18 protein-coding genes are annotated in these 18,925 nt (G+C 63.1%); 7 read left to right on the plus strand and 11 right to left on the minus strand.

Annotated elements, in window-relative coordinates:
• Positions 1–111: 111 nt before the first annotated feature.
• From ACOOEX_RS08920 to der, 3 genes are all read left to right on the plus strand, one after another.
• Positions 112–888: a tetratricopeptide repeat protein gene (locus ACOOEX_RS08920; RefSeq protein WP_420398070.1), complete on the plus strand. Its 777-nt coding sequence runs from the start codon at positions 112–114 to the stop codon at positions 886–888.
• Between the two features lie 46 nt (positions 889–934).
• Positions 935–2,263 carry a PQQ-binding-like beta-propeller repeat protein gene (locus ACOOEX_RS08925; protein ID WP_420398071.1) on the plus strand — a complete coding sequence of 443 codons (1,329 nt, stop codon included), beginning with the start codon at positions 935–937 and terminating at the stop codon, positions 2,261–2,263.
• Positions 2,264–2,368: 105 nt separating this feature from the next.
• Positions 2,369–3,811, plus strand: a complete 1,443-nt coding sequence (gene der, locus ACOOEX_RS08930; RefSeq protein WP_420398072.1) for a ribosome biogenesis GTPase Der — start codon at positions 2,369–2,371, stop codon at positions 3,809–3,811.
• A 146-nt stretch (positions 3,812–3,957) separates the two neighbouring features.
• Here der and grxD read toward each other — a convergent pair whose 3' ends face one another.
• From grxD to ACOOEX_RS08955, 5 genes are all read right to left on the minus strand, one after another.
• On the minus strand, positions 3,958–4,317 hold the full coding sequence (gene grxD, locus ACOOEX_RS08935) for a Grx4 family monothiol glutaredoxin (protein ID WP_420398073.1): 360 nt from the start codon (positions 4,315–4,317) through the stop codon (positions 3,958–3,960).
• 49 nt (positions 4,318–4,366) lie between these two features.
• The gene (locus ACOOEX_RS08940) at positions 4,367–4,603 is read right to left on the minus strand and encodes a BolA family protein (protein ID WP_420398074.1); all 237 of its coding nucleotides are present in this window, start codon (positions 4,601–4,603) and stop codon (positions 4,367–4,369) included.
• Between the two features lie 126 nt (positions 4,604–4,729).
• Positions 4,730–6,889, minus strand: a complete 2,160-nt coding sequence (gene purL, locus ACOOEX_RS08945; RefSeq protein WP_420398075.1) for a phosphoribosylformylglycinamidine synthase subunit PurL — start codon at positions 6,887–6,889, stop codon at positions 4,730–4,732.
• A gap of 79 nt (positions 6,890–6,968) precedes the next feature.
• Positions 6,969–7,499 carry a GNAT family N-acetyltransferase gene (locus ACOOEX_RS08950; protein ID WP_420398076.1) on the minus strand — a complete coding sequence of 177 codons (531 nt, stop codon included), beginning with the start codon at positions 7,497–7,499 and terminating at the stop codon, positions 6,969–6,971.
• A 161-nt stretch (positions 7,500–7,660) separates the two neighbouring features.
• Entirely contained in the window at positions 7,661–8,563 is a 903-nt protein-coding gene (locus ACOOEX_RS08955; protein WP_420398077.1) for a LysR family transcriptional regulator, read from the minus strand.
• A gap of 167 nt (positions 8,564–8,730) precedes the next feature.
• Here ACOOEX_RS08955 and ACOOEX_RS08960 point away from each other — a divergent pair, with 167 nt between their 5' ends.
• Positions 8,731–12,132, plus strand: coding sequence for an indolepyruvate ferredoxin oxidoreductase family protein (locus ACOOEX_RS08960; protein WP_420398078.1), 3,402 nt, complete (start codon positions 8,731–8,733; stop codon positions 12,130–12,132).
• 122 nt (positions 12,133–12,254) lie between these two features.
• Here ACOOEX_RS08960 and ACOOEX_RS08965 read toward each other — a convergent pair whose 3' ends face one another.
• Positions 12,255–12,482: a sulfurtransferase TusA family protein gene (locus tag ACOOEX_RS08965; protein ID WP_420398079.1), complete on the minus strand. Its 228-nt coding sequence runs from the start codon at positions 12,480–12,482 to the stop codon at positions 12,255–12,257.
• Between the two features lie 94 nt (positions 12,483–12,576).
• Between ACOOEX_RS08965 and ACOOEX_RS08970 the strand changes: the two genes are divergently transcribed.
• The 3 genes from ACOOEX_RS08970 (at position 12,577) to ACOOEX_RS08980 (ending at position 16,005) form a co-directional block, all read left to right on the plus strand.
• On the plus strand, positions 12,577–13,326 hold the full coding sequence (locus ACOOEX_RS08970; RefSeq protein WP_420398080.1) for a cytochrome c biogenesis CcdA family protein: 750 nt from the start codon (positions 12,577–12,579) through the stop codon (positions 13,324–13,326).
• Positions 13,327–13,390: 64 nt separating this feature from the next.
• Positions 13,391–14,659, plus strand: a complete 1,269-nt coding sequence (locus tag ACOOEX_RS08975; RefSeq protein ID WP_420398081.1) for a hypothetical protein — start codon at positions 13,391–13,393, stop codon at positions 14,657–14,659.
• Positions 14,656–16,005: a cytochrome P450 gene (locus ACOOEX_RS08980; RefSeq protein ID WP_420398082.1), complete on the plus strand. Its 1,350-nt coding sequence runs from the start codon at positions 14,656–14,658 to the stop codon at positions 16,003–16,005. Before ACOOEX_RS08975 ends, ACOOEX_RS08980 begins: the two co-directional genes overlap by 4 nt.
• Here ACOOEX_RS08980 and tpiA read toward each other — a convergent pair.
• The 5 genes from tpiA to ACOOEX_RS09005 all read right to left on the minus strand — a co-directional run bounded on the left by tpiA (position 15,993) and on the right by ACOOEX_RS09005 (position 18,913).
• On the minus strand, positions 15,993–16,742 hold the full coding sequence (tpiA, locus tag ACOOEX_RS08985; RefSeq protein WP_420398083.1) for a triose-phosphate isomerase: 750 nt from the start codon (positions 16,740–16,742) through the stop codon (positions 15,993–15,995). The two genes, ACOOEX_RS08980 and tpiA, sit on opposite strands and share 13 nt — an antisense overlap.
• A 61-nt stretch (positions 16,743–16,803) precedes the next feature.
• On the minus strand, positions 16,804–17,127 hold the full coding sequence (locus tag ACOOEX_RS08990; RefSeq protein ID WP_420398084.1) for a TfoX/Sxy family protein: 324 nt from the start codon (positions 17,125–17,127) through the stop codon (positions 16,804–16,806).
• Entirely contained in the window at positions 17,124–17,504 is a 381-nt protein-coding gene (locus ACOOEX_RS08995) for a HesB/IscA family protein (protein ID WP_071689802.1), read from the minus strand. The genes ACOOEX_RS08990 and ACOOEX_RS08995 overlap by 4 nt, the downstream gene beginning before the upstream one ends.
• A 52-nt stretch (positions 17,505–17,556) precedes the next feature.
• Positions 17,557–18,270 (minus strand): DUF3307 domain-containing protein, encoded by a 714-nt coding sequence (locus tag ACOOEX_RS09000; protein WP_420398085.1) that lies wholly within the window; start codon positions 18,268–18,270, stop codon positions 17,557–17,559.
• On the minus strand, positions 18,263–18,913 hold the full coding sequence (locus tag ACOOEX_RS09005; protein ID WP_420398086.1) for a hypothetical protein: 651 nt from the start codon (positions 18,911–18,913) through the stop codon (positions 18,263–18,265). The genes ACOOEX_RS09000 and ACOOEX_RS09005 overlap by 8 nt, the downstream gene beginning before the upstream one ends.
• Between the last annotated feature and the right edge of the window lie 12 nt (positions 18,914–18,925).

Below are 18,925 nucleotides of genomic sequence, written 5' to 3' on the forward strand. Positions count from 1 at the left end.
GCTTGGATCACCCCAGACGGCTGCGGAGACTTGTTCCCGGGGCGCATCTCGCGTTAAGAGGCGGTAACGAGTGACACGCGGGCCGGGAATGGCCCAGATATTGGGGCGAACATGGCCAATACCGACAGTTTCATCGAAGAGGTCAACGAAGAGCTTCGCCGTGACCGGCTGTTCCGTCTGTTCCGGAAATGGGGCTGGATTCCGGTTCTGCTGGTGGTTGCGATTGTCGCGGCCGCCGCTTGGTGGGAATACTCGCTGGCGCAGGAACGCGCGGCCTCCGAGGCGTTCGGGGACGCTCTGATCGCCGCCCTTGACAATGACGACGCGGAAGCGCGTCAGGCGGCCCTGTCCGAGATCACTCCCACGAGCGAAAATGCCCGAGTGCTTCTGGCAATGCTTCTAGCCGGGGAACAGGCCAATGGCGAAAGCCCCGAGGAGGCTGCCGCAAGCTTGCGCAGCATCGCCGTGGACACCGCCTTGCCGGAACGCTACCGCGACCTTGCCTTGCTCAAGGCCCATATGCTGGCCCCGCAGGACTTTGCCACCGCGATGGCCGAACTTGACCAGCTGGCGCGACCGGGCCGCCCCTATCGCCCGCTGGCGATGGAACAGCAGGCACTTTTGCATGTCAGCAATGGCGATCGGGAGGCCGCAATCGCGCTGTTGCGCCTGTTGGAAGACGACAGCGAAGCCACGCCGGGCTTGCAACAGCGCGCGTCTCAGTTGATTGTGGCATTGGAATCCGGCGCTGCCCTGCAGGATCCGGCCCCGGTGGAGGACACCGCGACCGACGGGTCTGAGACAGCGACCGAAGAGGAAGCCGGTGCCGAGGCTCCGGTAGACGAGGGGGAAGAGCCCCCGGCAGCAGAAAGCGCCCCCGAACAATAAGGGGCAGGGTGCCGGTGGTTGAACGGTTTGAAGAGGCGGCAGTCAGATGAACAAGATCAGCATTGGTTTCCTTGGGCTCGGATTGCTCGCCATGCTGGCCGCATGTGCAGAACGCGAGGTCATTCTCGAAGGAGATCGCTTCGGCACCCGCACGCCGCTGGATCAGGCCTTTCCCGGTATCGAGGCACCCGAGGTAGCAGAGGATACCGCAGCTCCGATTTCGCTGGCTGAGCCGGTCACTCTCGACAGCTGGCCCATGCGGTCCCTGACCACGCGCAATGTGGTTCCGCATCTGTCCCTGTCCGCTGCGCCGGTGGAGCTTTGGGCCAGTGATATCGGGCAGGGAAATACACGCCGCGCCCGCATCACCGCCGATCCCGTCATGGCCGATGGCCGGATCTTCACCCTCGATTCCGACGCGCAGCTGACCGCGACTGGCACCGATGGTAGCACGCTTTGGACCGCCGATCTGACGGCGGGTTACGAGCGCGGCGGTGGCGTGTCCGGTGGCGGCCTCGCGGTCGTGGGCGGCGTCGTCTATGCAACCACCGGCTATGGCGAGCTGATCGCCTTGCAACCGGCCAATGGCGAGGTCATCTGGCGTCAGCGCCTCGGGGCCGGGATCACCGCGCCGACCGTCACCGATAACTCCGTCTATGTGGTCAGCCGCGACAGTCAGGCCTGGTCGCTGAACCCCGAAAACGGCCGCATTCGCTGGCAACTGCCCGCAGGTCCGGCCACGGCGGTTCTGTCCGGCGGCGCATCGCCCGCGCTGACCGATCGTCTGGTGATCTTCCCCTTCGGCTCGGGCGAGCTTGTGGCCACCCTGCGTCTCTCTGGCGTCCGGGTCTGGGGCACGACCGTCGCAGGCGCGCGCCGGGGCGTGGCCTATAACGATCTCAACGATATCACCGGCGACCCGGTGATCGTGGGCAATACGCTTTATGCCGGCAACCAGTCCGGTCGCGTCGTCGCGATGGAGGCCTCCTCGGGGGAACGCCTCTGGACCGCGCAGGATGGCGCCTATTCCCCGGTGCTGCCGGCCGGTGATTCCATCTTCTTCGTGTCCGACCGCAACGAGCTGATCCGTCTGGACGCCGAAACCGGCTCTCGCATCTGGGGCACCGAGCTGCCGCTTTACGTCAATGAGCGCGAACGCCGCCGCCAGGCTGTGTTCACGCATTACGGCCCGATCCTGGCCGGGGGCCGCCTCGTGGTCGCCTCTGGTGACGGCAATATCCGTTTCTTCGACCCGGAAAGCGGGGCAGAACTGTCGCGCGTCGAAATCCGCGGTGGCGCGGCGGCGCATCCGATCGTTGTGGGGGGCACGCTCTATGTCGTGTCCGGTGCCGGGCGGCTGCACGCCTTCCGCTGATCGCATCGCACAGGTTTTTTCGGGGGTTTGGCGTCACGACGGCTTTTCATTGCCTGTCAGCCGCGTTATGCCGCGCGATCTGGATAGAGTAAGGATAACGGGCCGATGAGCTTCGTTCTGGCCATTGTCGGGCGTCCCAATGTGGGCAAGTCGACGCTGTTCAACCGCCTCGTGGGCAAGAAACTGGCGCTGGTCGATGACCAGCCCGGCGTGACGCGTGATCTGCGCGAGGGGGCCGCTCGCCTTGGCGACCTGCGTTTTACCGTGATGGACACGGCGGGGCTGGAAGACGCCAATGATGACAGCCTGCCGGGCCGCATGCGCCGCCTGACCGAACGCGCCGTGGGTCTGGCCGATGCCTGCCTTTTCCTCGTCGATGCCCGCACCGGGATCACGCCCACGGATGAGGTCTTTGCCGATATCCTGCGCCGCTCGGGCACACCGGTGATTCTGGCCGCCAACAAGGCCGAAGGCCGCGCCGCCGAGGCGGGTGTGTTCGAGGCCTTCGGGCTAGGGCTTGGCGATCCGCTGGCGCTGTCGGCGGAGCATGGCGAGGGAATGGCCGAACTGGCCGTGGTCCTGTCCCCGCTCATCGAAGCGGCAGAGGCCAAGGCCGAGGAGGCGGTCACCGATATCGACATCGAAGATGGCGAGGAGGCGTCAGAGCGCACCAAACCCCTTCAGATCGCTGTCATCGGCCGCCCGAATGCGGGAAAATCCACCCTGATCAATAAGATTATCGGCGAGGACCGTCTGCTGACCGGACCCGAGGCCGGGATCACCCGCGATTCCATCGCCGTGACCGTGGATTGGGACGGTACCCCGATGCGGATCTTCGACACCGCCGGGATGCGCAAAAAAGCCAAGGTTCAGGAAAAGCTGGAAAAGCTCTCCGTCTCCGACGGTCTGCGCGCGGTGAAATTCGCCGAGATCGTGGTGGTGCTGCTCGACGCTGCCATCCCCTTCGAACAGCAGGATCTCCGCATCGCTGATCTGGCGGAACGCGAGGGCCGCGCGGTTGTCGTCGCTGTCAACAAGTGGGACCTCGAAGAGCACAAGCAGGAAAAACTGCGCGACATGCGCGAGGCTTTCGAACGGCTTCTGCCGCAGCTGCGTGGCGCGCCGCTTGTCACGGTGTCGGCCAAGACGGGCCGGGGGCTCGACCGGCTGCAACAGGCGATTGTGCGGGCCTATGATGTCTGGAACCGCCGGGTCCCGACCGCGACGCTGAACCGATGGCTGGCGGGCATGGTCGAGGCGCATCCGCCCCCCGCACCATCCGGGCGCCGTATCAAGCTGCGCTACATGACCCAGGCCAAGACACGGCCGCCGGGATTCGTGGTCATGTGTTCGATGCCCGAGAAACTGCCGGAAAGCTACTCTCGCTATCTTGTCAATGGGTTGCGAGAGGACTTTGACATGCCCGGAACGCCCATTCGCCTGCATATGCGCAGCCAGGCCGACGCCAATCCCTACAAGGATCGCAAGAAGTCGATCCCCTCGCGGCTGGCTAAACATGTGCGCAAAGGGGCCACCAAAAAGAGCTGAGCCGACCACCGCGCGGCCCCTTTCAGCTTGGCTAAAATACCTCGGGGGAGTCGCCTGAAAGGCGGCGGGGGCAACGCCCCCAAAGAAAACGCGGCCCGGAACGGGCCGCGCGGATCGACGCCGAAGGCGGCGAAATCCCTTGTGCCTCAGGCGTTCGCGGCCCGGATCTTGTCGGCGGCCTCTTTCGAATAGCCAACGCCCTTGTCATCGAAAAGCGTATCGAGCTCGCCCGACAGGGTCATCTCGGTCACGATATCGCAGCCGCCCACGAACTCGCCCTTCACATAAAGCTGCGGGATGGTCGGCCAATCCGAAAAGGCCTTGATGCCCTGGCGGATCTCTTCGTCGGCCAGCACATTCACATCGGCAAACTCGACGCCCATGAAATTGAGAACCCCTGCCACGCGGCTGGAAAACCCGCATTGCGGCATGGTCTTGGTGCCTTTCATGAAAAGCACCACGTCATTGGCCTCGATAGTGTCTTTGATCTGGGTCTCTGCGCTCATCTCGGCGTTCCTCAAAATCGTGATAATCAGTCCGGTGTCCCTAATGGGCTCACTCCGGTGCCTTCGTCGTCAGCGCCAGTGCATGCACTTCGCCCTGGGCACCGTCCATCTTGCCTTTCAGCGCCGCATAAACCGCGCGCTGTTGCTGCACCCGGTTCATGCCCCTGAAGCTTTCATCCACGACCTGCGCGGAAAAATGGACGCCGTCATCGCCCTCGACGATGATCTTCGCATTCGGGAGACTTTCCCGGATCAGGTCTTCGATGTCCTGGGCCGTAATGGGCATGATGGGCAACTCCTGTCTGTCATCCCAGATGTAGTCCGCGACCAAGTATCCCGCAAGGGCGCGACGTGAAAGGATCTTCGAAGATCCTTTTTAAAGAATCTTCGAAGATTTTCCCCGTAACCGATGCTAGCCGAGCTTCTCTGCAAATGCGGTTCGATAGGTGGCAGAGAGTTCCGCCAGCGGCGCTTCGGACCCGCCCATGCGCACCTTATCCCCGCCAAACCGTCCCACGGTCGTGATCGAAACGCCTGCCTGGCCTGCCGCGACCATCAGCGCCTCGGCCTTGTCGAAGGAGCAGGCAATCAGGTAACGCGCCTGATCCTCACCGAAGAGCGTTGGCGTGTCGCCCGCGTCGAGCGTCACGCCCACACCGGAGGCTTCCGCCATCTCGAACGCCGCCAGCGCAAGACCGCCATCGGAAAGGTCCGAGCACATGTCAATGAGCGCCCGATTGGCACGGATGAAGTCGCCGTTGCGCTTCTCGGCCTCCAGATCCACATGCGGCGCATCGCCGTCTTCGCGGTTGAACACCTCGTATAGCAGGGCGGACTGACCCAGATGGCCGGTGGTTTCGCCCACCAGAACCGCCACATGGCCATCCCGCGCGGTGCCACCGATCAAATCGGCCATATTGTCCAGCAGTCCCACGGCTCCGATGGTGGGGGTGGGCAGGATGCCCTGGCCGTCGGTTTCGTTGTAAAGCGAGACATTGCCCGACACGATCGGCACGTCCAGCGCGGCGACCGCCTCGCCAATGCCTTTGATGGCGCCCACGAACTGCCCCATGATCTCTGGCTTTTCGGGGTTGCCGAAATTGAGGTTGTCGGTGGTCGCCAGCGGCAGCGCGCCGGTGGCGGTGATATTCCGATAGGCTTCGGCCACCGCCTGCTTGCCGCCTTCGAACGGGTTCGCCTTGACGTAGCGCGGGGTCACGTCAGAGGTGAGGGCCAGCGCCTTGTCTGTGCCGTGCACGCGGGTCACGCCTGCGCCAAGCCCCGGTGCGCGCACCGTGTCGGCCATGACCATGTGGTCATATTGTTCGTAGACCCACTGCTTGGCCGCATAGTTGGGCGACCCGATCAGCGCCTTAAGCCCGTCAATCGGGTCGACGCCCGTCACAGGCTCCATTTCCGCCGCAGCCGGGGTCTCCACCCAGGGGCGATCATATTCGGGCGCGGTCGAGGAGAGTTTCGACAGCGGAAGGTCGGCCATGACCTCGTTGCCATGGATGATCAGGAAGCGGTCCTCGGGGATGGTTTCACCCACGATGGCAAAATCCAGATCCCATTTTTCGAACACCGCGCGCGCTTCAGCTTCCAGATCCGGGTTCAGCACCATGAGCATCCGCTCCTGGCTTTCGGACAGCATCATTTCATACGCGGTCATATGGGTTTCGCGCTGCGGCACATGGTCGAGGTTGAGCTGAATGCCAAGCCCGCCCTTGTCGCCCATTTCCACCGCAGAACAGGTCAGGCCCGCAGCCCCCATATCCTGGATCGAGATCACCGCACCGGTCTGCATCAGTTCCATGCAGGCCTCCATCAGGCGCTTTTCGGTGAAGGGGTCGCCCACCTGCACCGTGGGGCGCTTTTCCTCGATCGTGTCGTCGAACTCGGCTGAGGCCATGGTGGCCCCGCCAACCCCGTCGCGGCCGGTCTTGGCGCCGAGATATACAACTGGCATGCCCACGCCGGAGGCCGCAGAGTAGAAGATCTTGTCTGCGTCCGCCAATCCGGCGGCAAAGGCGTTCACCAGGCAGTTGCCGTTATAGGCGGGGTGGAAGCGGACCTCTCCACCTACAGTTGGCACGCCGAAGCAGTTGCCATAGCCGCCGATGCCTTCCACGACACCATGCACCAGCTGGCGGGTCTTGGGGTGATCGACCGCGCCGAAGGACAGCGCGTTCATCGCCGCAATCGGCCGCGCGCCCATGGTGAAGACATCGCGCAGGATGCCGCCCACGCCGGTCGCCGCCCCTTGGTAGGGTTCGATATAAGAGGGGTGGTTGTGGCTCTCCATCTTGAAGACCACGGCCTGACCGTCGCCGATGTCGATCACGCCCGCATTCTCCCCCGGACCGCAGATGACCTGCGGGCCGTCCGTGGGCAGCGTGCGCAGCCATTTCTTGGAAGACTTATAGGAACAATGCTCGTTCCACATGGCCGAGAAGATGCCCAGTTCCGTGAATGACGGCTCTCGGCCGATGATCTCCAGAATGCGCTCATACTCATCGGGGCTCAGCCCGTGCGCGGCGATGATGTCGGGCGTGATGGCCGGTTCCTGCATATCTTCGATGTCCCTTGGGGCTCAGGTCGCTTGGCGCACTCTTTAGGGCAAGGCCCCGGCGGGGAAAAGGGGTGAGAGGTCACAGGGGGCGGCGGAATGTCAACGATGTGGCCTGTGCATGGCCCGGATGGGCGCTGGCACCGACTAGATGGAACCCCATGGCCCGGAATGTCCGGTGGTTTTCGCGCAGTTCCACCCTTGTTTGCAAACACAGCCCCTTGAGCCCGCGCCGGACCGCTTCCTGCGCTGCAGCATCCAGAAGCTGACGGGCAAGCCCTGTACCGCGATGTCTGCGATCCACCGCCAGCTTGCCAATATAATACTCCGTTTGCTGCGGATGGCCGAAGAGACAGGCAATTGGGAGGGAATCCTGCGTGATCAGAAAAAGGTCTTCTTCAGTGGCTTTCTGCTTCAGGCTTTCAGCAGTCATGCGCAAAAGCGAGGATGGCGGATCAATGCGGCCTTCCATGAAGGCAAAAGCCTTGTTCAGAAGGGCCAGAAGACCGTCCCAGTCCTGATAGCTGTCTGTATTGAGCGAAACTGCGTGGCGCATTGCGCCGAAATAGCAGGGGATTAGACCAAAAAAAAGGCCGAGACGAATCTCGGCCAAAGTCCAACAGGGAGGTAGTGAGCGCGCGATGTCTATCGCCCGTCACTGATGCTGAAATAGTCAGCAGCATGTTAACGATCAAGGGTTATTTCGCCGCATCGCCGCAAAGCCGCTATGCGCGTTGCACATGGCTCACACTTTTTGCGGGTGCAAGGCGCGCGTTACCCCTCTTGCTCGCGTCGTTTGCGGCGGTGCGCGATGATTTCCTCGGTCACGAAATCGCGGAACGCCTCGATCCGCTTGGAATGGCGCAGCTCCTCAGGATAGGCAAGAAAAACAGGTACTTCGTTGCTTTCCACCTCTGGCAAGACGCGGACAAGCTGCGGGAAATCCTCGGCCAGATAATCCGGCAGCAGACCAATGCCCAGATCGTGGATTACGCCCTGAAGGACGCCGAAATAGTTGTTGACCGTCAGGAAGCTGCCCACATCGTAGGACATGATCTCGCGCACCAGCAGGGCCCCGGCGCTGACCTGCGCGGAATGGGCGTTCTGGCTGATCAGCCGGTGCTGGCCCAGTTCCTCCAGCGAAGCGGGGGTGCCGTTGGCTTCCAGATAGGTTTGCGAGGCATAAAGCTGCATCCGCACACTCATCAGCTTCTTGCGGATCAGGTCGGCCTGGCTGGGTTCCTTCATGCGGATGGCGACATCGGCCTCGCGCATGGGCAGGTCCATCACCCGTTCTTCGAGGATCAGGTCGATCTTCAACTCGGGGTACTTGTTATAGAGCTGCGGCAGGCGCGGGGCGAGCCAGAGCGTGCCGAAACCGACGGTCGTGGTGACGCGCAACTCGCCAAAGACCTCTTCTTCACTGTCGCGAATGCGCGCGGCGGCGGCGTCCAGCCGTTTCGACATGGATCTGGTGGCGTCGAACAGCAATTCGCCCTGTTCAGTCAGGATCAGCCCGCGTGCATGGCGGTGGAACAGCGTCGTATCAAGGCTTTCCTCCAGCGACCGGATCTGCCGACTGACAGCGGACTGGCTCAGATGCAGGGTGTCGCCCGCATGGGTTAGGCTGCCCGCATCGGCAACAGCGTGAAAAATGCGCAGCTTGTCCCAATCCATAGGAGAGACTTTCTTTTCCTGAACCGATGCCCCGATACCCATGGCAACCTAGTCAGTTTACCCTACAGTTCAATGAAGAACTCTGAGGATTGCTCAAACATCGCTTGAAAGGTCAAATATGCTGACCTATAATGATGGAAATTGCGGCATTCCATCGGGAGAGGACCATGGGACTGGCACAAGTTTCACTGAACGATCGTTTCGATCTGGAAAAATCCCCCGTTCTGCTGAACGGCACACAGGCGCTGGTGCGGCTGATGCTGGCGCAGAAATGGCGCGACAGGCAGGCAGGGCTGAACACGGCGGGCTTCGTGACCGGCTATCGCGGGTCTCCCCTTGGCGCAGTCGATTTGCAGATGACCAAGGCCGAGAACGTTCTGACCGCCGCTGATGTGCTGTTCCGTCCCGGCCTGAACGAAGACCTCGCCGCCACGTCGCTTTGGGGGGCGCAGCAGGCAGAGTTGCGGGGCGAGGGTAAATATGACGGCGTCTTCGGGCTCTGGTACGGCAAGGGGCCGGGGGTGGACCGCTCTGGCGATGTGATGCGGCACGCCAATATGGCCGGCACCTCGCCCCATGGCGGTGTGATCATGGCCATGGGCGACGATCACACCGGCGAAAGCTCCACCGTCTGCCACCAGTCCGATTGGGCGATGGTCGATGTGCATATGCCGGTTCTGTCGCCCGCAGGCGTGCAGGAGATCCTGGATTACGGGCATTACGGCTATGAACTTAGCCGCTTTGCCGGGGTCTGGTTGGGCCTGAAGGTGATGAAAGATACGGTCGAGGCGACCTCCGTCGTCGATGGCCGCCCTGATCGGATGTCCTTTATCCGCCCGGATTTCACCATGCCACTGGGCGGCTTGAACATTCGCCTTGGCGATCACTGGATTCCACAGGAAGAACGGCTGCTGGCCCATAAACGCTTCGCCGCCGAGGCCTTCGCGCGGGCCAATGGCATCGACAAGCGGGTTCTGGGCAAGCCCGGCGCAAAGATCGGCTTTGTCGCGGCGGGGAAAAACTGGCTCGACCTCGTGCATGCGATGGAACTCCTCGGCATCCACGAGGACGAGGCCGACCGGCTCGGCATCACCACCTACAAGGTGGGCCAGACCTGGCCCCTGGATATGAAAAGCCTTGAGGACTGGGCCGAAGGGCTGGAGCTGATCGTCGTCGTCGAGGAAAAGCGCAAACTGATCGAGGTGCAGATCAAGGAAGCCATCTTCGACAACCGGCGCGGGCGCCGAGTCTATGGCTACAAGGGCGGCAAGGGAGAGGTTCTGTTCCCGACCCATTTTGCGCTCGACCCCAATGACATTGCCGTGAAGCTAGGCAATATCCTGATCGATGAGGGCCGGGGCACCGACCGGATCAAGGCGGGTATCCAGCAGGTGACCGACGCCATGCGCGCCGACAACGCGCAGGAACTGGCGACACGGCTGCCCTGGTTCTGCTCGGGGTGCCCGCACAATAGCTCCACCAAGGTGCCCGAGGGTGCACGCGGGGGCGCGGGCATCGGCTGTCACTTCATGGCCAAATGGATGGACCGCAATACCGAGGCCTTTACTCATATGGGCGCGGAAGGGGCGAACTGGACCGGCGAGGCGCCGTTTTCCACCCGCAAGCACATTTTCCAGAACCTCGGCGAAGGGACCTATAACCATTCCGGCATTCTGGCCATCCGCGCGGCCATCGCGGCGGGCACCAACATCACCTACAAGATCCTCTTCAACGATGCCGTCGCCATGACCGGCGGTCAGCACAATGAGGGCGATCTGGACCCGGCGCGCATCGCACATGAGATCCGCGCCATGGGCGTGAAACACATCGCGCTCATCTACGACCCCAAGGAAGAGATTGATTTTTCAGCCTTTCCCCGCGACGTGGAACGGCATGAACGCGACGACCTGATGACCGTGCAGGAGCGGTTCCAGGAGATCGAGGGCGTCTCCGCCATCATCTACGTGCAGACCTGCGCTGCCGAAAAACGCCGTCGTAGGAAGCGCGGCACTTTCCCCGACCCCGACAAGCGCGTCTTCATTAACACTGATGTCTGCGAAGGCTGCGGCGATTGCGGGGTGCAATCGAACTGCGTGTCCATCGTACCGGTGGAAACCGAACTCGGCCGCAAGCGCGCCATCGACCAGTCAAGCTGCAACAAGGATTTTTCATGCCTCAAGGGCTTCTGTCCCAGCTTCGTAACCGTCGAGGGTGGTAAGATCCGCAAGGAGGCCTCGGCCAGCGTCGATGTGGGCCATCTGCCTGCGCCTGATCTGCCCGCGATCACCGGCACCCATAACGTGGTGATCACCGGCGTTGGCGGCACCGGCGTGGTCACCGTGGGCGCGGTTCTGGCGCAGGCCGCGCAGCTCGACGGCAAGGGTGCGGGCATGATCGAGATGGCCGGGCTCGCGCAGAAGGGCGGCGCGGTGCATATCCACTTGCGCCTTGCGGAGCGGCCCGAGGATATCAGCGCGATCCGCGTCGCTGTGGGCGAGGCCGATGCGGTGATCGGCGGCGATCTGGTGGTTTCGGCCGGATCCAAAACGCTCGGCCTGATGACGACGGGCCGCACCAAGGCCGTGGTGAACAGCCATGAAATCATCACCGGAGCCTTCACCCGCGATACGGAATTCCGTATTCCTGTGAATGACTTGGAGATCGCTCTTCAAGCGCGTTTGGGGGATAATCTGGCCCTATTCGACGCGTCCGACCTGTCACGCAAGCTGATGGGCGATTCCATCTTCTCGAACATGATGGTGCTCGGCGCGGCCTGGCAGAACGGGCTGGTGCCACTGAGCCACGAGGCGATACTGGGCGCGATCGAGCTGAACGGAGCGGCGGTGGAGCGCAACAAACAGGCCTTCGAACTGGGCCGGTGGGCGGTGCTGAACCCCGAGGAGGCGGCGAAGATCGGTGGCGATGTGGTCGAGATGCCGAAATCTCTGGAGGACCGTATCGCCTTCCGCGAGGCGCATCTGGTGGACTACCAAGGCAAGCGGCTGGCCAGGCGCTATCGCAAGCTTGTGGACAGCGTGGAGGATGCTGCCCTGAAAGAGGCCGTCGCAATCGGCTATCACAAGCTGCTGGCCTACAAGGATGAATACGAGGTCGCGCGGTTGCATCTGGAAACCGAATCCAAGGCGCGCGAGATGTTCGAAGGCGATCTGAAACTGAGCTATCATCTCGCGCCGCCGATGCTGCCGGGCAAGGATGCCGCTGGCCGCCCGCGCAAACGGCAATTCGGGGCCTGGATGGGGCGCGGCTTCAAGCTGCTCGCCAAACTGCGCAAGCTGCGCGGGACGCCTCTCGATGTCTTTGGCTACACCGCAGAACGCAAGATGGAGCGCGGTCTGATCCGGCAGTATGAGGCCGACATGGCGGAAGTCTTGTCAAACGTCACCCCGGAATTGTCTGATATCGCGGTAGAAATCGCCACTCTCCCGCGTCAGATCCGGGGTTTTGGCCCCGTTAAAGAGGCTAATGTCGAGGCCGCAAATCGACGCCGGGAGGAACTGCTGGCAGCCTTCCGCGCCGGGGGCAGCCCGATGGCGACGGCCGCGGAGTAATGTGATCCAGCGGTGGCGCTGCCGCGCCGCTCTATTCCCGCCCGTGGAAAGGCGCCGCCAAACGTGGGTGTCGGGCCGGGTTGCGCGGTCATGATTTGAGTATTTGGACCAAGAAGAAGGGGTCAGGCGGCGCGGATCGTGAAGGCGGTGCCCTGATCCATGGGCTCGGTCAGCAGAAGCTCCACGCCTTGTTCGGCACAGAAATGCGGGATGTCGATGCGCGCGACCGGATCGTCGGCAAGGATGCGGATCACCGCGCCGGGACGGGCGGCCAGCAGCACCTTGCGCAGGCGCAGGACGGGCAGGGGGCAGAGCAGTCCGAGCGCGTCGATATCGTGGTCGGGGGTCATGAACCGCGCATTACGCAAGGCTGCGGCACTTGTCCACGGGAATGTGAGATCGCTTGGGCTGGTCTTTTGCCCCGCGGCGCGGCAGGAAGGGCATATGTTCGGAATTGATCTTTTCGATGCGGGGCTGCTGCCCGCGATGCTGGTCGCGCTGACAGCGGGGGTGTTGAGCTTCCTCAGCCCCTGTGTATTGCCCATCGTGCCGCCTTACCTCGCTTATATGGGCGGGATCAGCATGAACGAGATGCAGGAAGGAACAGGCCGCAGACGGGCGGTTCTGGCGGCGGCGTTTTTCGTGCTGGGGCTGTCGACGGTGTTCGTGTTCCTGGGTTTCACCGCCTCGATCTTTGGCCAGTTCTTTTTGCAAAATCAGGATCTTCTGTCGAAAATTGCTGGGGTGGTCGTGATCATCTTCGGTCTGCATTTCCTGGGCGTGTTCCGCATTTCGATTCTCGACAGGGATGCGCGGATGGATGCGGGCGACCGGGGGGGCTCGGCATTTGGGGCCTATGTGCTCGGGCTCGCTTTCGCCTTTGGCTGGACCCCCTGCATTGGGCCGCAACTGGGCGCGATCCTGGGCCTTGCGGCGGTGGAATCGTCCGTCGCGCGCGGTACGACGCTGCTGGCGGTCTATGCGCTTGGACTTGGGGTGCCCTTCCTTCTGGCGGCCATGTTCATCGAACGCGCCATGGGACTGATGACGCGGCTCAAGCGCCATATGCGGCTCATCGAGCGGATCATGGGCCTCCTGCTGATCGCCGTCGGGCTGATGCTGCTGACCGGGGCCTTCACGACGCTGTCCTTCTGGATCCTCGAAACCTTCCCCATGCTTGGCGAATTGGGCTGAGAGTTCTTAGCTTTGCCCGATTTTCCCTGTATGCTGCGCCCGAAAGCCGGTGCAGAGTGGTGTAATGAGTGAGGCACAGAGCCAAGAGGTCAGGACCCGGCGGGTTCTTTATATTCCCGGCTTTGACCCGGTCCCGGCGCGAAAATATCGTGAACGGTACCGGCGCGGGGGCGAGGAACAGGCGGAGATTTCCGGATATGAGCTGACGATGGGGCCGCAGCGGACCAAGGGCTATTACGGCTGGTCGGTGGAGACGGTCATTGGCGGGGACTGGACGCGCGCCGATATCGAGGTGCTGGTCTGGGCCGATATTGTCAAGGACAGCATGGGCCACGGGATTGCCGCGACATACTGGCAGCTGTTGAAAACGGCCTGGGCCTATATCGGCTCTGGCGCGCTGTTGCGTCTGATGCGGCTCAGGAAGGGGCCGGTGATCGCGGCGCTTTACCCGGTGCTGCTGCTGCTGGCGCAACTGGCCCTGGCCCTTGGGCTTGGCTTTGCGCTGGCATATGGCGCGCTAGCGGGGTCCGAGACGCTGCTGCGGGGGATCGAAGGGGAACGATCCGGCGGGCAAAGCCTCTTTGCCCTTCGCGCGGCCCTGGCGCTGGTGATGTGGCCCAGTCTGGTTTGGCTGGTGCTGCGCTGGTTCAAACGGCGCGACCCCTGGCTTGGGTGGTACCTGATGCATGACTACGCTTTCTCCGCCAGTCATGGCGGCGCTTACCCCCCCGCTCAGGAAGCGCGGATGCGGGAGTTCGCGGATCGGATCGCCGAGGCGCTGGTCGAGGACGTGGAGGAGGTGCTGATCGTCGGCCATTCCTCTGGCGCCTATATGGCGGTGTCGCTGTTGGCCGATGTGATCCGGGCGGGCAGGGTGCCGGATAGCGGGCCAAGGCTGGCGCTGCTGACGCTTGGCCATGTGGTGCCGATGGTGTCGTTTCTGCCCAGGGCGGGGCGGCTGCGGGCGGATCTGGCGTTTCTGTGCACGCGAGAGGAGATCACCTGGCTCGACGTGACCGCGCCGGGCGATGGCTGTTCCTTCGCGCTCTGCGATCCGGTGGCGGTGACGGGGGTCGCGCCGGAGGGGCAGCGCTGGCCCTTGGTCATTTCGGCGGCATTCACGAAGACGCTCAGTCCTGCGCGGCAGAGGGCCCTGAAATGGCAGCTGTTCGAGTTGCATTTCCAGTATCTCAATGCCTTCGACCGGCCTGGCGATTATGACTACTTCCAGATCACGGCCGGGCCCCTGACACTGGCCACGCGCTACGCAGGGCGCGCGCCGTCGCCGGGGCGCATTTCCAAGCCGGTCAACCGGCACCGGGGGTTGGCATGACCCCGCCCAAGCCCAGATCGCGGCCCGACAGGGTCTCTCTCTGGCGCTACATGCGGCTTTTCCGGCAGGACATCCTGTCGGCGCAGCCCGCGCGGCTCTATCGCGCGTGGATGGCGGAATTCAAAACACCGTTCTTCCGCAGTTTCATGGTCAACGAACCTGCCCTGCTGGACCTGGTCCTGAAAGAGCGGCCCGAAGATTTCCCCAAATCCGACCGGATCGGCGAGGGGCTGCGCCCGCTGCTTGGCGACTCGGTCTTCCTGACCAATGGCGAGACCTGGAAGCGCCAGCGGCGGATCATTGACCCCGCCTTCGAAGGCGGGCGCCTGCGCGACACGTTTCCGGCCATGTGGGCGGCGGCAGAGGCTGCCTGCACGCGGATGGGGGCGGGCGAGGTGGAGGTCGAGGAACAGATGAGTCACGCGGCGGCGGATGTCATTTTCCGAACCCTTTTCTCGATCCCGATCGAACATGAAGTGGCGGCAGAGGTCTTCACCCAGTTCCGCGATTACCAGCGCACACAGCCGATCCTGAACCTTGCGGCCTTCCTGCCCTTGCCGCGCTTCTTGCCGCGCGGGCATCGGCGCCGCACGCGGGAAACGGCGAAGGCGATCCGCGGGCTGATCACGCGGCTGACGGCAGAGCGGATGTCGGCGATAGAGGCGGGCACAGCCCCGGATGATCTGGCCACAAAGATCATGACCACGGCGGACCCACTAACGGGAGAGACCTTCAGCACCTCCGAGATGGTCGATCAGGTGGCGATCTTCTTCCTTGCCGGGCACGAAACCAGCGCCTCTGCTCTGGCCTGGACGCTCTACCTGATGGCGCTTTACCCCGACTGGCAGGGCAGGGTGTCCGAAGAGGCGCAGGCATTGGAAAATCCAGATTTTTCAGTCATGTCCAAGCTGAAGCTCAGCCGCGACGTGTTCCGCGAGGCGCTGCGGCTCTACCCGCCGGTGCCGATGATGGTGCGCGAGGCGGCCTGCCCGGAACGCTTCCGTAATCGCGAGGTGCCCAAGGGGGCACAGATCGTGCTTAGCCCCTGGCACTTGCACCGGCATGAAAGGCTCTGGGACAATCCCGACGGGTTCGATCCGGCGCGCTGGCAAACCGAAAACGGGAAGCGCTGTCAGCGCGAGGCCTATATGCCGTTTTCCACCGGGCCGCGGGTCTGCACCGGAGCAGGGTTCGCCATGGTCGAGGGGCCGCTTCTGCTGTCGATGCTGCTCAAACGCTACCGGTTCGAGCGGATCGAGGGGAAAGACCCTGTGCCCGTGGCCTTCCTGACCGTGCGGGCAAAAGACGGCATTCACCTGCGCGTCATCCCCCGTCAGGAGGCCTGAAGCGCCTCGACGATTGGTAGGAAATCGGCGGCCTTGAGGGATGCCCCGCCCACCAAAGCGCCGTTCACGTTGCTGACCGCGAAGATCTCGGCGGCGTTCGATCCCTTAACCGAGCCGCCATAGAGGATCGGCACCGCACGCCCCACGCCGACGCCGAAGCGCTTTTCCAGTTCGGCACGGATGAAATCATGCACCTCACCGATCTGGTGCATCGTGGGCACCTTTCCGGTGCCGATGGCCCAGACAGGCTCGTAGGCGATGACCAGCCGGTCAGCACTGACCAGATCGGGCACCGACCCCGCCAATTGACCGCCGATGATGGCGAGCGTATTCGCGGCCTCTCGCTCGTCCAGCGTTTCACCGACGCAAATCACCGCTGTCAGGCCCGCTGCAATCGCCGCATTTGCCTTGGCGCGCACGTCAGAGTCCGTTTCGCCATGATCGGTGCGCCGTTCGGAATGACCGAGGATCACATGGGTCGCCCCCGCATCCGCCAGCATCCCGGCAGAGATATCGCCAGTATGGGCGCCATTTTCGGCGGAATGGCAATCCTGCCCGCCCGTGGCAATGGCGCTGCCCGACAGCGTGTCAGACAGGCGCGAGAGCAGCGTCGCGGGTGGGCAGATCAGGACATCGACAGATGCAGAGGGCAGGGCGGCTTTCAGCGCCTCCGCCTCGGCAAGGCTCGCGCCCGTTCCGTTCATCTTCCAGTTCCCGGCGGCAAGCTTGCGGACCATGTCACACCCCTTTTGTTACTCTTTCGCAGGGGATAGCGCGAAACCGGCGGGGCGGGAAGGGCTATAGGTGGCGCAGCGCCCGGCGGGCCCAGTCACAGGCCATCTCCGGATCGTCGAGCGCTGCATCCGGCAAGGTCCAGTAGGGCATCGACGTGGGCTTGCCACCTTCGCGGGTGTAGGTCCAGCGGGTGCAGCCTTCTGCCTCCAGCTCGGCAATGAAATCGCCCGCGCCCTTCAGCCAGATCGACCCGTCCCCATGGACAATCGCGAAGATCGTGCCGTCGTGATACAGGCACAGCCCGCCCATCATCCGCCGGGTGCTCAGCTCGCCAAGGTCCGAAAACAGCTCTTTCGCGAAGGCAATTTCCTCCGCTGACAGGCTCATTTCCCGGCCTGCTCGGCCTGAAGCTCGTCAATATCCTTGAACTTGATCGATTCCCCGCAACCACAGGCATCGGCCACGTTCGGATTGCGGAACTTGAAGCCCGATTCCAGCAGCGACACCTCGTAGTCGATCTCGGTCCCGAACAGGAACATCTGCGCCATGGGCGCGATCATCACCCGCGCGCCGTCCTGTTCTACGACCTCATCGAGCGGGTCGATTTCGGACACGTATTCCATGGTATATTCCATCCCCGCGCAGCCGCCCTTCTTGACGCCAATGCGCAAGCCCTGCGACCCGCCGGATTCCATCAGTTTGGAAATCTGGCGCGCTGCGGCGTCGGTGACGGTCACGGCCTGTTTGCCGGGAATGCCGAACATGGGAGTGGTCCTTTTCCTGTTGCCTCAAATCTAGGGCAGGCGGCGCCGGTTCTCAAGCACCCCCTAAGTGGGAAATCAGCGCTGCGGTGCCAATGCCGGCCAGCAGGGCCCACCCGATCGACGCAAGCGTTCCGATGATAACATATTCCGCCAGGGTCCGGTCCTTCTCGATACTGCCCACCCGCAGGAAGGATTTCGCCGCGATCAGGAAGCCCACGCCCGCCATCTGCCCGCTGAGCACAAGGATGAAGGTCAGCCCCCGTTCCAGAACGCCGATCACCGCGCCGCCGTTGGACAGCCCCTCGGTATCGGGCAGGGCCGCCGCGTAAGGCGTCATCAACTTGCCAACGGCGAATTGCCCAGCCCGCGTCGCCAGCAGAAAACCCGCAATCAGCGCCATCGCCTCGGGCGCTTGTGCCGTCAGACCGGGCATCTGCCCCCAAAGGCCCGTGGCATAGGCATCGGTCCACAGCAGCCCGCCCGCCAGGATCGCCATCCCATGCGCGCCCTGATCCAGCAGGAAATGTGCCAGACTGTCATCCGACCCAAGCCGCGCCTTGGCATAGTCGATCTGCATATGCAGCGCCGCCACGAACAGCGCCGGCCAATGCGCTCCGCCAAGCGCCGCGTAGCTGACCAGAAAGACCACCCCCGTATGCGCCAGAAGTGGCCCCAGCCTGTCCTTGCCGGTGGCCATCGCCTTGGTCTGAAAGGCGAAATCGGCCAGAATATGTGCAAAGATCAGCGCGGTGAGGGTCTCAATCATGGCGGCTTTCCTCCTGGGCTTCCCAATGCGTGACGGCCTGAACAACCTCTCGCCAATGGGCGCTTTTCAGCCGGGAATGAATGGCTTGCGGCGAGACCCCAAGCGCATCTGCAAGGTCCTTCAGGGTCGGGGTCGACGGCGGAAGGAAGTGCATCATGGCTTCGGCCTGTTCGCGGCTCCAGTCTTGCACTTCCCGGTCAAGCAGAACGGCAATGCCTTTGTGGAGATACGCGGACTCACGCGCCGCGATGACGAGCTCTCGGTCCCTTGCCATGTCATCCAGGGCTTGGCCCGAGGCAATGAACGCAGGTCCAGACGCGTTTGACAGGTCGCCAACCGGCAAGGCGTCCACCTCTCCCAGGCCTATCGCAATGCGGCTTCGGGCACCGGACTGAGCGGATTTTAGGCTGGCCTGAATATAGAGCGCAGCGCGCAGGGCGCGGTGAGGTTCGCTCAGGACGATCTGCCAGCCATCGCCCCGATATCGGGTGAACCGCGGGTCATCAGCGTCGTCCCAAGCCCTGATCTCATGCGCACATGTCTTGATACGGTCAAGCGCTTGTGTCGTCCATTCAGGCGAATGATCGGTTGAGCCAATGAGGTCGCCGGTAAGGACGGCCATGGGATGGAGGGCAGTGGTCATGAATCAAGCCAT

This window comes from Nioella sp. (assembly GCF_965215655.1).
Classification (GTDB): Bacteria; Pseudomonadota; Alphaproteobacteria; order Rhodobacterales; family Rhodobacteraceae; genus Nioella.

Coding starts and splice junctions, on each gene's coding strand:
- tpiA (WP_420398083.1), bottom strand. CDS start 16,742: ATGGTCCGCAAGCTTGCCGCCGGGAACTGGAAGATGAACGGAACGGGC.
- ACOOEX_RS08965 (WP_420398079.1), bottom strand. CDS start 12,482: ATGACCCCCGACCACGATATCGACGCGCTCGGACTGCTCTGCCCCCTG.
- ACOOEX_RS08940 (WP_420398074.1), bottom strand. CDS start 4,603: ATGCCCATTACGGCCCAGGACATCGAAGACCTGATCCGGGAAAGTCTC.
- ACOOEX_RS08980 (WP_420398082.1), top strand. CDS start 14,656: ATGACCCCGCCCAAGCCCAGATCGCGGCCCGACAGGGTCTCTCTCTGG.
- grxD (WP_420398073.1), bottom strand. CDS start 4,317: ATGAGCGCAGAGACCCAGATCAAAGACACTATCGAGGCCAATGACGTG.
- ACOOEX_RS09005 (WP_420398086.1), bottom strand. CDS start 18,913: ATGACCACTGCCCTCCATCCCATGGCCGTCCTTACCGGCGACCTCATT.
- purL (WP_420398075.1), bottom strand. CDS start 6,889: ATGCAGGAACCGGCCATCACGCCCGACATCATCGCCGCGCACGGGCTG.
- ACOOEX_RS08970 (WP_420398080.1), top strand. CDS start 12,577: ATGTTCGGAATTGATCTTTTCGATGCGGGGCTGCTGCCCGCGATGCTG.
- ACOOEX_RS09000 (WP_420398085.1), bottom strand. CDS start 18,270: ATGATTGAGACCCTCACCGCGCTGATCTTTGCACATATTCTGGCCGAT.
- ACOOEX_RS08960 (WP_420398078.1), top strand. CDS start 8,731: ATGGGACTGGCACAAGTTTCACTGAACGATCGTTTCGATCTGGAAAAA.
- ACOOEX_RS08920 (WP_420398070.1), top strand. CDS start 112: ATGGCCAATACCGACAGTTTCATCGAAGAGGTCAACGAAGAGCTTCGC.
- ACOOEX_RS08925 (WP_420398071.1), top strand. CDS start 935: ATGAACAAGATCAGCATTGGTTTCCTTGGGCTCGGATTGCTCGCCATG.
- ACOOEX_RS08975 (WP_420398081.1), top strand. CDS start 13,391: ATGAGTGAGGCACAGAGCCAAGAGGTCAGGACCCGGCGGGTTCTTTAT.
- ACOOEX_RS08995 (WP_071689802.1), bottom strand. CDS start 17,504: ATGTTCGGCATTCCCGGCAAACAGGCCGTGACCGTCACCGACGCCGCA.
- ACOOEX_RS08990 (WP_420398084.1), bottom strand. CDS start 17,127: ATGAGCCTGTCAGCGGAGGAAATTGCCTTCGCGAAAGAGCTGTTTTCG.
- der (WP_420398072.1), top strand. CDS start 2,369: ATGAGCTTCGTTCTGGCCATTGTCGGGCGTCCCAATGTGGGCAAGTCG.
- ACOOEX_RS08955 (WP_420398077.1), bottom strand. CDS start 8,563: ATGGATTGGGACAAGCTGCGCATTTTTCACGCTGTTGCCGATGCGGGC.